This is a genomic window from Halochromatium glycolicum (assembly GCF_016584085.1).
In the GTDB taxonomy this organism is placed as follows: Bacteria; Pseudomonadota; Gammaproteobacteria; order Chromatiales; family Chromatiaceae; genus Lamprobacter; species Lamprobacter glycolicus.
In genome coordinates, this window is record NZ_NRSJ01000054.1 from 21,483 (window position 1) to 37,191 (window position 15,709).

The following is a 15,709-nucleotide window of genomic DNA, read 5'->3' on the forward strand; positions in this document are numbered from 1 at the left end:
CTTGTTTCTCCGGTTACAGTGGCCAGATTGCGCTGCAGCAGTGCGGGCGCGTCTACAGTCGAGCGAACGAGAAATTCATGTCCAGCGAAAGTTCCCCGTCGATCATTGGGCGCGCCTCCGAGCGCCTGCGCACGGCAAGCGGCCGCAACGAAATCATCACGCCGGATCCGATGGTTCTCGTGGGCGGGATGTCCCGCTCAGGGACCACCCTGCTGGCCACCGTCCTCGACAGCCATCCAGAGATCGCTTGCGGTGCCGAATTGCTGCCTGCCGAACTTCCGCCGCCGGCGGAGCTTTTGTGCCTGCTCGACCGGGCGATGGAGCTGGCAGAAGGCGAGTTCGCCAACGCGGGTCGGGCGCTTCGCCAGGACGGGGACCGGCCAACGGGTCTATTCTTTACGCGATGCCACCGCGCCGGGGTTGCCGAAGGAGAAGTGCGTGATGCACTGCGCGAATTGGCGGCGGAGATGCCCGGTGCTGCCATGACCCTCGGCGAACGGCTGAAGGTGGCGTGCCGCATCGTGCGCAAGCGCGCTCTGCGCGAGGGCGCTGCCCTCTATGGCTTCAAGTATGCAAGCGCGTCACTAGGTGTCGCGCTGGCGTATCTGCCCGATGCCTATTTCGTCGGCATCATCCGCGATCCGCTGGATGTGGTGCTGTCCCACCAAAAGCGGGGCTTCGAAAAGACGGTGGCAGAAGTCTGCGCCTCCTGGAACGCTTATGCGCGAAAGTATCGCACCTTCTGTGAAGAGCGGCCCGAGCGCGCGATGACAATCCGTTACGAAGATCTTGTCCGCGCGCCGCGTCGAACTCTGGGGCAGGTGTTTGAAATGCTGCCCGTCTCCCTTCATCAGCGCATCTTCGCCTTCTATGAATCGGATTCACCGATTCACGCCGGCGCGCACCCGAATGCCGAACGGCTCCGCATGAACTTCTCCACGAGCGGCGTGGGGCGTGGTCGAGAAGTGTTGCCAGTCGATATCGCTCAGGAGATTGACGCGGCCTGCCGCGTTGAGATGCGGCATCTTGGATACGATCACCGGGGTTGGGTGAAACGCGTGCGTGCGCAATCTGAAGACAGGGTGCGGATTTCCAAGGCAGAGCGTTTCATTCAGCGACAAAAATTCGCCTCGAAGCGGAAGTTCTCTGCGGCAGATTATGAAGCTCTGCTGGCCCCCTACATGGAAACGCACGAAATTATGCCGATCGGCGAGTACGTCCGTGAGGCAGAAGTGGGCGACCGCAAAATCCTTATGATCCGCCACGATGTCGACCACGATCCGGAGACAGCCGTGAAGATCGCCGAGTGGGAGGCCGCGCGCGGGCTTAGGGCCACCTACTGTCTCCTGCACACGTCTTGGTACTATGGCCGACTCGAGGACGGGCGCTACCGCCACTCGGACCTCTTGTTGGAGACAGTAGAGCGGCTGTGCGAGCTGGGCCACGAGATCAACTTCCACAACAACCTCGTCGCCCTGACGCTCCGCGAGGGCATCGATCCGGTTGCCCTTCTGGAACGCGAGCTTGCGTTTTTCCACCGGCTCGGTGTCCCGATCAGCGGCACCTCGACGCACGGCGACGCGCTGTGCCGCGAGTTGGGATTTCGAAACTGGGAGCTATTCCAAGAGTGCTGCGATGGCCGCTTCGGTGGCCCGCGTACCGTGAGTTACCGCAGCGGGCAAGCTGAGGTCCAGCTACGGCTGGGCGAGATCTCGATGTTTGATTACGGATTGGAGTACGAGGCATATGACATCGCGAAAGATTACTATCATACCGAATCGGGAGGGATTATGCGTTTACGGGAAAGCACCTTTGGTCGTCGACCATTCGGGCGCGCATCGCAGGACAAAGGCTCCGTCTGCGGGGTGCTGACGCATCCGATTTGGTGGGAATTTTAGGTCAAGAGAGGTAAACGTGGGCCTGACTGTCGGACGCACTATACTAAGTTGAATCATTGGGAAACCGCAACTCGGCCATGAAGCGCGCAGCGGTATTGCCAAGATTTTCTGAGCCAATGAGGGCGGACGTGATCGCTGATGAAGAAAAGGTAGAGATCGATGCAGCCTAAGCGGCCAAACCATTTGTTCGATCAGCAGCAAGTTGAAAAAATCTGCGATGTCGGGAGCGTCGGGCTTAAGATTATCGAACAAACAGATTTCACCAGCCAAAAGGCTTTTAACCGGCGGCGCGGCATACGTATCGCCAACATTTTAAATGATTATTTTGAGATAACGGCTTTCGAGGGAAAGAAAATTGTTGAGCTCGGCCCAGGCCACTATGCCTTCGCCTTGCTTGCGCGTCACCTTGGCGCGGAAGTGGTCTGCGTGGAACGCGATCCTCAGTTCATTTCTCTTGGGCGACACCTCGGTTTCGAGGTTCTAGACATGGACTTTAATGATATCACATCCGAGGCAGTAGGGGGTCGCTGCGACGGGCTTTGGGTCAAGGGCACATTCAATGCTTGCAACTATAGGAGTGACAGCGAAGTAGAAGAGTTCGCCCTTCGCCTTACCGGGCTTGTACAGCCGGCGGGGTGGGCGTGGCTGACTGTCGTCAATAAGACATCCTTACCTGGTGAGGAAGGAAAGGCGTTTGCGGCGCAAAGGATAGAGGTCCAGCGAAGGGCTCTCATGCGAGCCGGCTGGGGTGCGGCACCCATTCGGGACGAAGACCGCCCGCTTTACGCCCTCAAATACACCGGAAGCCCAAGCGTTTACTTTCGCAATATACCCGCGTATGTAGCTGAAGCGGAACGAACTGGTGCAATACCCTCCGGCTTGGCCGTGCAGGAAGACTCGTCAAGCAAGCCTACTGGCACGGAAGGTTCGACGCCTTCCGAACCCGACGAGCAGCCCACCCTAGTGCCCTCTCGAGGTGGCCCCTTCAACGCTGTACAAAGGCTCTGGAAGCCGACGCCAGAGTATTTTAGGAATCCGTGGGAGTATTTTGTATCATTTATAGAGATTGTAAAAAGACGGAATGGTCGCTTTATCACGATGTCCCAGGCCCTGGCCGGAGATTACGACCCTGAGCAAATTAACGTATGCCTGGATCATCATATCGACTATTATCCAGTGGAAACGGAGGTGATGTGTCGCTGGGAACTCGAAAACAACATCGTTTCGAGTGTTTATCTTTTTAATCGTTTTATATATGACGATGTGCAGCAGCGTCGTCATTGGGTTATTGAGGATCTCAATGTTGCGTTTTACCAGCATCTTGAGAAAGCGGGATTTGAAATCGGCTATCACCAAAACGCCCTCGGCCTGATCCGCACGGCGAGAGACGGACGCACGTACAGCCGAGAGATCACCAACGCCGATAAATCTGTCGCTCAGAAGGTATTTGCTGAGGATGTCGACAACCTGCGGCAGTACTTCAATATTCGGACATTCATACCTCACGGGGGCGGGGAAGGCAACGCGCAGCTTGTAGATCTACCGGACGGGTACGACGATCTCATCTGGATCTACAACAACGCCAGGCGCAACGGCGCTTGTGAGCCACCGCTGAGATGGCGGAACTATAGCGACTCTTGTGGGGCGGCTGCACAGCGTATCAAGGGCTTTGGCGGCCAATATGTTGCTAACGTCGACAACCTTCATTTGAATGCCTACCTGATGGAGCCGGGACTTAATCACGTTCTCATCCACCCGGGCCGCTTTGCGAAGGGTATGCCTTACGAACTGTATGAGCAAACTCGAGTGTCCTTGGATGGAGTGTCAGTTAGCTATGAGTTCAGCGGAATTGACGAGCCGCTGCCACTAGATATCCGCGCCCTTGTTGCGAACTGGGTGAGGGGCCGTGGGGAAACTTTGGGAAGTCCTTTCGGGGGCCGGCGTAATGGACGCTTTTTCGTTATTTCCGATGATCTCGACGTCATTCGCAATCATATGGCTGCCTCAGACGGCATAACGCCAGTGCTTGTTTACCATCGCCAAATTTCCGCGAACGAGCGCGAACTTTTCCGCGTCCCCCGTCCGATTGCCACGGTCTATCATATGCCCAGCCCAGCCGAAGACTTCGTTGAGGCTTTCCAGAAATTTTACAATAAGCTGTTCAGCCGCCGCTCGCTGCGGCATTTGGCCGAATCCAGTGTGCCTCTTGACGTGGTATATCTCACGAATGTTCTGATCGAAAAAGTTCAAGATCTGCGGTTCCTCGTTAGGCTCTTGAAGCGCGCACCTGCGGACGCGTCAGTTTATCTCAGGATTAATGTCCCCGAGAGCCGCCGCGAGGAAGTTGAGGATCATCTCGAGCGGGCAGGAAGAGTCGCTGTAGCCGCTCGGTTCGATATCGCCGTTTGCGACACGGGCGGCCGGGTCGAGGTAACTGCAATATCAAAATCCACACCTAATGGCGCGGGGGCACCGGCCATCTCGAGAATCTCCGTATCTCCTGGCACCGTGGAGATGGAGCCGTCGGGTGACTTTCACGAGCGCCTCGAGGCGCTTTGCAGAGCCCGTGGCGAAGATAGCTCTACCGTCCTGCGTAGGTTCAGTTCCGATGAGATCAGCAGGGCTCCACGTAGCTTCAGCAAGCACATGGACTCTTTACGAAAGACGGTTTTCGCCGAGGCTGGCGTTCGAGATGGGCTTGCGTTCGTACGTCTTCCGAACGGACGAATCTTTTACGGACATACATCAAAGTCCAACCACCGACGCGCATTCGACTATGTGCACGATGTCGTGCCTTCTGTGATTACGGAGGAGACCTATTTGCTTGGCCTTGACATCGCGCAGCGTTACGCTTCCGACTTCAGTTGGCCGCCTGCCTCTATTCTCCCGCCGTACGGCGGTACATTAGTCGAGTGTGGTGCATATCTGGGGCACAAAACCATTCGTTTCGCTGACGAGCTCGTGGGTAGCAGCGGAAAGGTTTTGGCAATTGAGATGATGCCTGACAACGTAGAAATTTTGCGCCGCAATGTGCAGGAAAATGGGCTTAACGACGTAATTGACATCGTGGAGGCGGGCGTATGGAACGAGAAGGGCGCACTTCCAGTCAAAGGCAAGGGGCGACAACGCAACACCCTCCTAGACATGGATAAGCTGACTGACGAGCATGGGTTCCTGGCACGCGTCGATACACTCGATTCTTTGATTGAGGAGTGGGGGCAGCAGAGTGTTGATCTTGTCTTCATGACCATCAACGGTGCGGAGGTTGAGGCGTTAGCAGGCATGGACAGCTCGTTGAGCGTAGCGCGTGCAATCTTTGTTGCAGCGCCATACGAGCGGAACGGAAGACCTTCCACCGAAGTTTGCCGGGAGATTGCTGAAAACAAGGGTTGCAAAGTGTTGGGGGAAAGCAGCGGAAACCGACTCTACATCGTCACGCCGGCACATCCCTGTCACGATATTCGGCGTGGTAGAGGTTCGCTGGATCAATTGTAATACTTGGGGTTGAGTCGGCCGAGGGAACTGCCCCCTCAGCCGCTCGCAGAACCCGGCGTGAGCCTCTCGGCTCACCGGGCTCCTGTTGCTCCAACCCTTTGTGCTCGTATTTGCCGCTCGGGCGTTTCCTCGCCAAGCGCCATGGATCACAAAGCGCTTTGTCATCATCGGAGGTTCATCCTCCAACAGGAGTTGACCTAAGATGCGACTGGAACAACCCGACCCCTTTGCTCGGCACCCATTACAGGCACGTCAACGCTCATACGGGTCGGTCCGTCCTCGGACCCTGCATCGGTACTCTGTGCCTTGCTTTTCTTCGCTTGGCAGGCTCCCTTGGCATCAGGGTCCGAGTTCCCGCAGTTCCACCGAAGCGCCTGAATCGAGCTCGCGCCCTCTCTATGCCGGACACCACCCACCCAGTACACAGGTTCCCGATGGGCTCGTCCCAGAGATAATTGTGGCCTCTGGTTTTGATGTCGGCTACTCAGTTTCGACACCTCCACGAGGGTTCGTTGGTACTCGCCTTATCGATTCTTACCTGACGCACCACCTGGATGCGCCTTCTCCCCCGACGCTCACGACCACGGTCTTCAGCCAAGGCCGCTCGGGGGTGGTTTGGAGCCGGCCCCTGCAGGCAGACTCCGGCGGGTCGGTTCCGCCATCGCTTCGGCAGCTTCTCATGCTGCCCGCTTAGCTCCCTGCCGACCAAAGCCGCATTGCTGCGGCACACACAACTACCTTGACATTCACCGCTCCTGCTCGAATGGCGTTCTTCAATATACCCATGCTGGCACAAAGATGCCGTCAGAGGAGGCCCCCACCTCATCGCTCACGCTTCGGTTGCGGCAGCACTTGCAGCACCGCTTCCGTCAGGCGCGCCGTCCCCGCCGCCTGATCCCGAGGCATATACAGCGCCACGTCGACACGTCTCCCATCCGGCCGTGGGGCGAACGCGAAGTCCAGCCGCCCCTCCCGCCCGCTTAGCACGCCCAGACGCCGCCGAGAGACGGCCCTGCCATCCGGGCCGTAGGTGATCCCGTGAACGACCAAGGCATCACCGGTCTCCATCTGCGCCTGCAGATGCCCGCGCAAATACATTCCCGGACGGATGGGCCAGCCGCTTTCAGGGCGGCCGCCCTTGTCGTTCCGGACGGTCTTGGCCCAGTTGCTTCCGCCAAGAATGGCGATGCCGTGGGCATCGGCCTGCGTGCGCTTGAGCGTGAAGGTGCCGGTCCCCGGCTCGGGAGCCGCCGCGCAGTGGACGGTCGCGATTGGCGGCGGCTGCGCCGCTGAAGCCGACCAACGCAGCAGATCCTTCGCCTCGCCCGCCCCGGTACCCCGTCCCGACGGCAGGAGATGGCGCAAACGCGCGTGCACCGCCATCGCGGCACCGATCAACGGGCCCGGCGATACGGTTTGTCCGGCCACCCATTTCCTGAAAGCCCGCCGCTGCGACCCGGTCCAGCCCGTCCAACTCGGGAACTCGTCGGCCGTGCCGGCGTTGCTCACCCGGTTGGCGACATCTGCGCCCAGGCGAGGGTGGTAGGCCAGCCCGATGGCCTCGAGCCCGGCGACGCGCGACTCATCATTCAAGGTTAGCGTCTCCAGGTCGAGCGCGGCGTCGCAGGCCTCGCGCAGTCGCCGGTCGGTCTCACCGACGTAAGCGCACACCCGCCCGAACTGATCCTGCGGTGGGTTCGTTGAGGTGAGCGCCGGATGGTTAGTATCCTCGGGTGTGTCGTACCAGTCGCGGTTCATCAGGGACCGAACGATCTTCTCGGGCGACCGCCGCAAATGGATCAAGACCGCCTCCGGGAAGAAGGTCCGCAGTTCGTGCACAACGCTTGGCAGGTAGACGTTTACCTCCACCCAGTCCCGCTGTGCCGCTTGCCAGCTCTCCCATGCCTGCCCCAGGCGCGCGCGGATCTGGTCCGGATCATCTTGTAGCGCGCGAAAGGCCGCCGTCGCCTTCGCCTGTGCTTCGCCGGCATGGAAGTCCTGGTTCAGCACGTATTCATGGGTGGCGTCGGCTGTGGTCCCAGCCGCCACCACCTCGCTCAGCCATTTCGAGCCCGAGCGTGCGGGTGCCAGCACGAAATAGAGCCGCTTGTCCGCCTGCCAGTACTCGGGATGCACCAGGACCTGCCACCGCTGCGACCCGCGCGTGGCATCTAGTGGCGAGGCCGAGCGCGTCCAGTCCCCCCCGGTGTCGGTGAAGTAGCGGTCGAACGGCGTGTGCCAGGCGTGGGAGTCCAGTCCGTGGGCGCGCATAGACAGGCTCCACAGCGGCAGACGGGCGCCGTCGGCGCGCACCAGCGTGTGGCCGGCCGGATAGCGCAGCCGCCGCTCGCCCGTGGGATCGTATGGCCCTTCCGCGGTGCGTCGGTTCTCCTCCGCAAACGGGTTTGAAGGACGCAATTCGGTGAAGCCCCAGTAGTTGCTTATGTCGTGGCGGTAGCAGCGCTTGTCCCCGTGCGCCGAGATGCTGCGCACGGGCACGCCGGTCGCCCGCAGGCGCTTAAGCCGATTCCGAAGAGCCGCGCCCGGATCATCGAGCTCGCCGGCCGCCCATTGAGCGAAGCAGTTCACGTGCAGACCCACTTCGTGCCCGTAATCGGTCAGTTGACGGACTTTCTCCGAGAAGCGCGGGTCGTCGCTCCAGTAAGCGGCCGTCGGAAGCAGGTAGTAGCTAGCGCGCAGCCCCGCCCGCCACTCCCGGTGCGCCATGTCGAGCGCCGCGTCCAGGTCATGGTCGACATCGTGGCGCAGGGCGCAGAGTCCCGCGCGCCGCGGCGCGTCGGCGAACTCTGAGACAGTGACGGTAGTACCCAGGTGCGCGAGCAGACGGTCGTAGCCGGAAGAAATCGTCATTCTAATGCTGCGGCTTCTCATCTGCCGGGTTCTGTCCCGAGATCAAGGCTGTCGATCAGACCTATCTGACGTCGCGCGGCCACTGGTACCATGCTTCTCGGAAGGACGGTATCAACAAATCCGTAGGCGTCGCCACCAATATCGATGTGCATTTCTATGACATGCTCTCGCGGGTCTTCGGGCCGGTCAGCGATAGTGTCGTGCATCTTCAAGAGGCGGATGTCGCGGCCGGGTACCTCCGGGAACGGACGTTGGCTGGGGATTATCACCCCACCTGCGCGCGTGTGTGACTGAAGGCGCGCCGGTCTGAGGCCCGAGTCGTGAAAGCTGAACCAAGGCGCTGTTTGGCGCGTGCCGTGCTCGAACCGACCCTGGCGGCGCAAGGCAACCCCCTGGTGAAGCCCCTCGACCGGTGTCCGGAGATGGCATCTCGTCGTCCTCCGGGGTGGTGAGACCGATGCAAGGCACACGCGGAACGCCCTGGACAGACACCGGACCATTTCAATGTTTGGGCCATTCTCTCATTATGAGCCGAAAGGGCGACGGTAAAACCCGCCGCATTGCGCATACCGGCGGTGCGAGCCAAGACGCTGCGCCGCCGCGACCGTCCAGCGCGGATCGGGGCGAAGCACCTAGCGAGTCGGCCTTTCTTGCCCGGGAAAGCGCACCACCCCCAAAGGGGCGGCGCAAGAACGGCTCTATCCTGATGGTAAACTTGGTGGATATCATGAGCCACGAGGGAGGCGGTCACCATCAAATGGCGCTAATGCGCGGTTGGCGCCGCGCGGGCCTCAAGGTTCGGATGATCGCCCCCCGCCGTCACCCCAGTCGCGTCGTCACGGCGGATCACATCGTTCGGTCGTGGGCGCCGAGCCGCCTGTCCGGCATCCCGGGGATCCTGGACGCCATTCCTCAGATGTTTTATATCGTTACGGAACGTTGGCGTAACAAGGCCGCTACGCTATACGTTCGCGCGAACGCCTTGACATTCCTTCAGGTTAGTCTCGCGCGGCTGCTCGGTATGTTCACGGTGGTCGAGCACAACAGCTGGCTGGCGAGCGAACGCCGCAGTCGTGGCGGGGGGAGCTTGGCCTGTTGGGTCGAAGGGGTGTTTCAGGTTTGGTCGGCGCGGATGGGGCATCTTTCCCGGTGCGTAACTCCGGGCATCGGGATGCTGCTTCGCGACGCCGGCACCCGGGCGGAAAAGATCATCGTTATTGGTAACGGCACGGACCTTGATCACTTTTCCGTGATTGATCGCGACACGGCCATGCGGGCGACCGGCCTTGATCCGGGGGTCACCTGGCTCGGGTTCATCGGCCTGCTCAGTCCTTGGCAAGGCGTTGAAACGGCGATCGCGGCGCTTCCAACCTTGCTGACCCGGTATTCCGTCGGACTGGTGATCGCGGGCGACGGGCCCGAGAGGGCGCGCCTTGAACAGCGCGTGCGGGATCTGAACTTGCAGGACAACGTCATCTTCCTGGGGTGGGTCAACAGGGACGACGCCAACACGGTGATCAATGCCTTTGATATCGCCCTCGCCCCCTTCACGCGGCGGCGGAACGCGGAAATCGGTGTCTCGGCCTTGAAACTGCGGGACTATGCCGCCGCCGGGCGCTTCGTCGTCGCGTCCGATATTCCCGGCGTCCGGGACTTGTCGGAAACGGGCTGGCTGTTCACGCACGAACCAGACAACGCCGCGGACCTGGCGCGGGCCGTCACGTCGGTTCTCGAAGCCCGCCATACATGGCCCGAGGCTCGACAGCGGGCGCGGGCCCATGCCGAGGCCCACTTCGGGTGGGATGTGATCGCCGACGGTTTGGCCGAACGGCTTGTCGCGCGCAAACGCCGCCTGTAACCGGGGCTGAACGACGACTTGGAAAAGGCATCGGGGAAATTACAATGACGTCTTATCCGTTTTCTGATCGGGAACCAACATCGTCGCCCATTCAAGTGGCGGCATTGGTAAGCAATCCATGCGTGAGCGATAGCCGGGTGATTCGAGCAGCGGAGGCGGTCGCGGACGAAGGCTATGATGTAGGTGTTTATGCCGCATGGGCAGAAGGAACGAAAGAACGAGAAAAAAAGAATGGGGTTTGCTACATTCGTGCGGCGCCTGACAAAAAGGCCGCGTCTCGCTCTTTGTTTTTCATTTTATTTCTTATTCCGCTTCGGGCGCTTTATACATATACGGCAAAGAGTTTAACTTGGGCGTTTTTGGCGCTTTCTTTATTCCTTTTGTACCCGTTGGATCTTCTGACCGGCCGGGGCCAGAGCGAAGGCAACTACCGCAGTAGAGTCCGCAGTAGAGTCCGCAGTAGAGTCTTAAGAGCAAAAAACTGGACGTCCAAAATTTTTGAAAAGTCTAAAGGCATTGTCGCAAGTCAGACGAGTTCTCAAGCCCAACGAGTGAAAAAGGTTTGCGGAAAGGCTGCCTCTAATCTGGAAGCAGAATTATATCGCGCCGTTGTTGCGTTAAGAGATTACAGGTGGGGCGATATTTTTATAACAATGTTAGCGGGCGTTTTTAGAACAATACGGGGCGTTTTTAGAACAATACGGGGCGTTTTTAGAAGAATGCGGGTCGTTTTTAGAACAATACGGAGCGTTTTTAGAACAATACGGAGCGTTTTTAGAACAATCCGAAAACATGCCCTCAAAAAATTCAAGATTTTTGCGAAAAAATTTCCAACAATTACATTGTTTCTGAAATATCGACGAATGCATAGGCATGAATTGATAAAACTTAAGCCGGATATCATACACGCGCATGACCTGTCTATGTTGCCCGCCGCCATATACATCAAGAAAAAAACGGGATGCAAGGTGATATACGATTCCCACGAGCTGGAAACTCACCGAAACATTGCGCGCACCTATCTTGATCGAATGTTTTGCATGTTCCTCGAAGCGGTGTTCATCCGACAGGCTGATGCGGTCGTGACCGTGTGCGACAGCATCGCCGACCACTTGGCGCGCACCTACAAAATTGGGCGCCCGTCCGTGGTCATGAACGCGCCCAACACGGACACTGTTTCCGATGGTGGTCGCGATATCCGGACGGACCTTGACCTGGATCCATCTGTCCCCCTGGCCATCTATGTGGGTAAAATCACGGTTGGTCGTGGCCTCGAACAGACCATCCAGGCTATTGCCCGCATCCCCCGGTTCCATCTGGCCCTGCTTGGCGGGATCAATGCAGTGATGCTGGAGCAGGTCAGTCGGATCGCGGCTGACGCCGACGTGACCGAGCGTGTCCACATCATGGCCCCCGTCCCGCCGGACATGGTGGTGTCTTACATTCGGGGCGCGGACGCCAGCTTGGTGGTGATCCAGAACGTTTGCCTCAGTTATTATTATTGTCTTCCTAACAAGTTGATCGAAAGCGCGATGGCGGGGGTTCCTGTGGTGGCCTCGGCCTTTCCCGAGCTAGAGCGGTTTGTGTCCTTGAGCGGGGCGGGCCTAGTGGTGGACGAGACCGACCCGGCCGCGATTGCCGAGGCTCTTGTGACGATCGCCCGCACGCGCGATGACTTCGTCGTCGATCATGAGCACGCCGAGCGGATCAAAGCCGTCTATGGTTGGCCTACGCAGCGGGACAAGCTGATCCATCTGTATCGACGGCTCCTGGGTTCCGACCGGGCAAGCAATCTCCCGGAGGTTTCCAGGCACGAAGCATTGATCACTTCATGAGCCTGCCTGACTCCGCGCTTTGACAAATACCTTTCTCCATCGCCAGGAATTTTCGTGGATGGAAATGGATTTTTAAGCCGAATACCCGTGTGCGCCCCTGGCGATTTTAGCTTCTTTGACGATATGGTTTTGTTCGAGTCGATAACGTTGTGCTGTGTGGGGGCAGGTGTAGCTGCCTTCGCCTTCCAACGGCAGCGGCATCTGCTCGCCGTGCTCGCTCATCCAGCCGATCTGCCGCGCCGGTACACCGACCATCAGTGCATAGGGCTTAACGTCTTTGTTGACCACCGCGCCAGCACCGATGAAGGCGAACTCACCGATGGTGACCCCGCAGACGATGGTGCAGTTGGCGCCGAGGGTGGCGCCTTTCTTCACCAGGGTGTCGCGGTATTCGTCCTTGCGCTCGATGAGCGAGCGGGGATTGTAGACGTTGGTGAAGACCATGCTGGGGCCGCAGAAGACGCCTTCTTCCAGCGTGACGTTGTCGTAGACGGAGACGTTGTTCTGGATCTTGCAGCGGTCGCCGATACGGACCTTGTTGCCGACGAAGCAGTTCTGGCCGAGGGAGACGCCTTGGCCGATGCGCGCGCCACCGCAGATGTGGACCCAATGCCAGACGCGCGAGCCGGCGCCGATCTGGGCGCCTTCGTCGATGATGGCGGTGGGGTGGATGCTGACGTCGTTCATACGCTGGCCTTGAGGGCGGTAACGATGCGGTGTTGGTCGGCCTCTGTGAGGTCGGCATGCATGGGCAGGCTCATGGCCTCGCGGGCGACCTGTTGCGCGCCTGGTGGTTTGCTGGGGAAGAAGCTGGTACAGCGATGGTGCTTAAGTTTCCGCTCCGGTTGCCCTGATAGGTCGCGCCGAAGCTTTGGGCGGCGTCTTCGATCACCGGGAGGTGGCCGTGGCGCGCGGCGATGGCGTTGATCGCGTCAATGTCCGCGGGCTGGCCGTAGAGGCTGACGGGCAGGATGGCCTTGGTCTTATCGGTAATCTTGGCTTCGATGAGCGAGGCATCGATGTTGGCGGTGTCGGGCTCGATGTCGACGAAGACCGGGGTGGCCCCGAGCAGCACGATGACCTCGACGGTGGCGACGAAGGTGAAAGGCGTGGTGATGACTTCATCCCCCGGGCCGATGCCAAGGGCCATGAGGCTGATGAGCAGGGCCTCGGTGCCGCTGGCGACGCTGATGCAGTGCTGGGCGCCGGTAAAGGTGGAGAGGCGTTGTTCCAGCTCGCGCACCTCGGGGCCGAGGATGTATTGGCCGTGGTGGAGGACGGTATTCACCCTTTCCGCCAGCTCTGGCCAAATGGCACGCTGCTGGGCCGCCAAGTCCACGAAAGACAGAGGCTGGTCACGCCGCTGTGCCATCCACAGAGGTGGGCCACCGGCCTCAACGATCTCTTTGGGGTGGGCGGCCTGCCAGGATCGATCCCCTCTGAGCATCCATTTATCCCGCGTGACGATGAGGGGCTGGGGCAGATAACGGCTGGCGAGGGTGACGATCAGCAGATCCTCCAGGTCATCACCCGGCTGAGGATCGAGGGTTAGAAATTCGTCCCCCACCTGCGGTAGAGGCTTGAGCAAGCCGAGCACCTTGCCAACCACGGCCCGCGCGGCCTGTGTGGCTTGGGCGCGGTTGTGCGTCTGGAGGGAAAGGCTCTTCTCGACCAGGTAGTGGACGGTCGTCAGGCTATGGGGGGCGTACCAACCCTCGCTCTCACCCCGCTTGACCATTTCCAGGACCTGGACGGCGTAGGGGTAGAAGTGCCCACGGGCGAGGATGGCGTCGACCAGGATATTGGTGTCGAAGACCAGTTGCACGGGACTGGACCGCACTGGCTCAGCGGCCAAGGTAGCGCTCCTCGAGGGCCTCCAGGTAGAGCTGATGATCGTCACCAATGCTGCTGGCGGCCCGGGTCACGGCCAGCGGGCCAAGCAGGTTGTTGAGCTCTTCTTGCAAGCTCCCAGGTGCGGCGGGAGGGCGTTGGGGGGTGAACCGCGGCAAGGGGGCGAGTTCTTCCGGATACCAGTCGCGAGGCGGGGCCAGATGTTCCTCGGGGATGGTGATGACGACGTGGGAGGGGGCTTCCGGCTTGAGGTAGAGAGGTTGGGCGAGCCGAACCTGGCCGTGGTCAAAAATCAGTTCCGCTTGCATGGGATGGGTCTCCAGTTCTTAACCGTTTTTCGCCTTGCAGGATCGATGCACTCAATATTCGAGCGGCAGCGAGACGGTGCCGCCATCGCGCGCGGAGAGGTAGGCCGCGATCAGCAGCTCGAGGGATTTGAGCCCTTCGCGGCCATCGGTATCAGGCTCGGCCTCGCCGCGCAGGCTGTCGATGACATTCTTGTAGTAGAGCGGATGACCGAAGCCGTAGACGCTGGTGGTCTCGTAGTTGGCGGCCTTGATCTGCTCGTCATAGTCGCGCGGCTCGGCGAAGTCCCAGAGCTGGATGTCGTTGACGGCGACGCCGCCGACGCGGACGCTGCCCTGCTCGCCGAGGATGGTGATGGAGCCTTCCAGGTTCTTCGGGTAGGTGAGCATGGTGACGCTCATGGAGCCGAGGGCGCCATTGCGCCAGCGCACGTTGAGCACCCCGGTGTCTTCGACCTCGATATCGCGGGTGGTGCTGACCATGGCCTGGACCTTTTCCACCGGGCCAATGAGCCAGTCGAGCAGGTCGACGTAGTGGCTGGCCTGGTTCATGAAGGCGCCGCCGTCGAACTCCCAGGTGCCGCGCCACTTGGCTTGGTCGTAGTATTCCTGAGGGCGGCTCCAGAAGACATTGAGGTGGACCAGGTGGATGCGGCCGAAGCGCTTTTCGTCCACCGCGCGCTTGAGCAGCTGCAGGGTGGCGTTGCGCCGGTTTTGCTTGACCACGAACAGATGCACGCCGGCCTCATCGCAGGCCTTGACCATGCGCACGCCATCTTGCCAGCGGGTGGCCATGGGCTTTTCGGTCATCACGTGCACGCCATGGCGGGCGGCGGCGATGGCTTGCTCGGCGTGCAGGCCGCTGGGGGTGCAGAGGGCGACGAGGTCGGGTTGTTCGTTCGTGAGCAGGTCGCGCAGATGGCGATAACCGGGGACGCCTGAGGAATCGGCCGCGGCCTTGAGGCGCTCAGGATGGATGTCGCATAGCGCGCAAAGCTCGAGATCCTCGGCATGTTTGTCGATGGCGCCAAAGTGGTTTTTCGCGATGCGCCCGCAGCCGACGATGGCAATGCGGAGCTTGCGCTTGGTGATGGGGGAGGGCATGAGGGGTTGATGGTTATCCGATGGTCAGCGTTTAATCGGTTGTCGGCTCTAAGGCGTCCGGGTTCCTGGTTGTCCGGGTTTGACCGTCTTCAGTTTGGGCTTGTCGTCGCCTGCCTGCTTGCGGGTAGATTAACGTATCCAGTCAGGCGGGGCTCTCGTCACGGCTGAGTATCAGTCTACCCTAGTCGGCAGGCTTGTTGCTTAAAGGCAACGTTGCATTTAGATCACCAGTAGTCTAATCTAACATGCGGTTGGCGACGTGAAAATGACTTGTGCGCATCTCACGTCTGCCGGGGAGCCGTTCTACCTCACAGCAGGGGCAGGGATCGCAGGCTCGGGTCAAGGCGCTATCAAACTGAGGGCTTATCTCAATGCAATCTAATCACTGTATTCGACGGTCCGGGGGCTGGGTCGTGCTCTGTAGTGTGACGGGTCTCATGATTACACTCGCTGCTCCGGCACAGGCGACACCGGAGGAACCCCCGTACGATC

General features: G+C 60.0%; 8 protein-coding genes and 1 pseudogene. 4 read left to right on the top strand and 5 right to left on the bottom strand.

Annotated features, from left to right (window positions below):
- Window positions 1–77 precede the first annotated feature (77 nt).
- Both CKO40_RS20700 and CKO40_RS20705 read left to right on the top strand, forming a co-directional pair.
- Entirely contained in the window at window positions 78–1,898 is a 1,821-nt protein-coding gene (locus CKO40_RS20700; RefSeq protein WP_200348351.1) for a sulfotransferase family protein, read from the top strand.
- Between the two features lie 159 nt (window positions 1,899–2,057).
- Entirely contained in the window at window positions 2,058–5,393 is a 3,336-nt protein-coding gene (locus CKO40_RS20705) for an FkbM family methyltransferase (RefSeq protein ID WP_200348352.1), read from the top strand.
- Between the two features lie 822 nt (window positions 5,394–6,215).
- On the opposite strand, the gene CKO40_RS20710 is transcribed toward CKO40_RS20705, so the two are convergent.
- Entirely contained in the window at window positions 6,216–8,264 is a 2,049-nt protein-coding gene (locus CKO40_RS20710) for a polysaccharide deacetylase family protein (protein WP_200348353.1), read from the bottom strand.
- 727 nt (window positions 8,265–8,991) lie between these two features.
- Here CKO40_RS20710 and CKO40_RS20720 point away from each other — a divergent pair.
- The gene (locus CKO40_RS20720) at window positions 8,992–10,122 is read left to right on the top strand and encodes a glycosyltransferase (RefSeq protein ID WP_242477219.1); all 1,131 of its coding nucleotides are present in this window, start codon (window positions 8,992–8,994) and stop codon (window positions 10,120–10,122) included.
- 44 nt (window positions 10,123–10,166) lie between these two features.
- On the top strand, window positions 10,167–11,957 hold the full coding sequence (locus CKO40_RS20725) for a glycosyltransferase family 4 protein (protein WP_200348355.1): 1,791 nt from the start codon (window positions 10,167–10,169) through the stop codon (window positions 11,955–11,957).
- A gap of 72 nt (window positions 11,958–12,029) precedes the next feature.
- On the opposite strand, the gene wbpD is transcribed toward CKO40_RS20725, so the two are convergent.
- The 4 genes and pseudogenes from wbpD to CKO40_RS20745 form a co-directional block, all read right to left on the bottom strand.
- Window positions 12,030–12,644 carry a UDP-2-acetamido-3-amino-2,3-dideoxy-D-glucuronate N-acetyltransferase gene (gene wbpD, locus CKO40_RS20730; RefSeq protein ID WP_200348356.1) on the bottom strand — a complete coding sequence of 205 codons (615 nt, stop codon included), beginning with the start codon at window positions 12,642–12,644 and terminating at the stop codon, window positions 12,030–12,032.
- Window positions 12,645–12,742: 98 nt separating this feature from the next.
- Window positions 12,743–13,782 (bottom strand): annotated as a pseudogene (locus tag CKO40_RS25490) (aminotransferase class I/II-fold pyridoxal phosphate-dependent enzyme); the annotation flags it as partial.
- 19 nt (window positions 13,783–13,801) lie between these two features.
- Entirely contained in the window at window positions 13,802–14,116 is a 315-nt protein-coding gene (locus CKO40_RS20740) for a hypothetical protein (protein WP_200348357.1), read from the bottom strand.
- Window positions 14,117–14,167: 51 nt separating this feature from the next.
- Window positions 14,168–15,217: a Gfo/Idh/MocA family protein gene (locus CKO40_RS20745; RefSeq protein WP_200348358.1), complete on the bottom strand. Its 1,050-nt coding sequence runs from the start codon at window positions 15,215–15,217 to the stop codon at window positions 14,168–14,170.
- Between the last annotated feature and the right edge of the window lie 492 nt (window positions 15,218–15,709).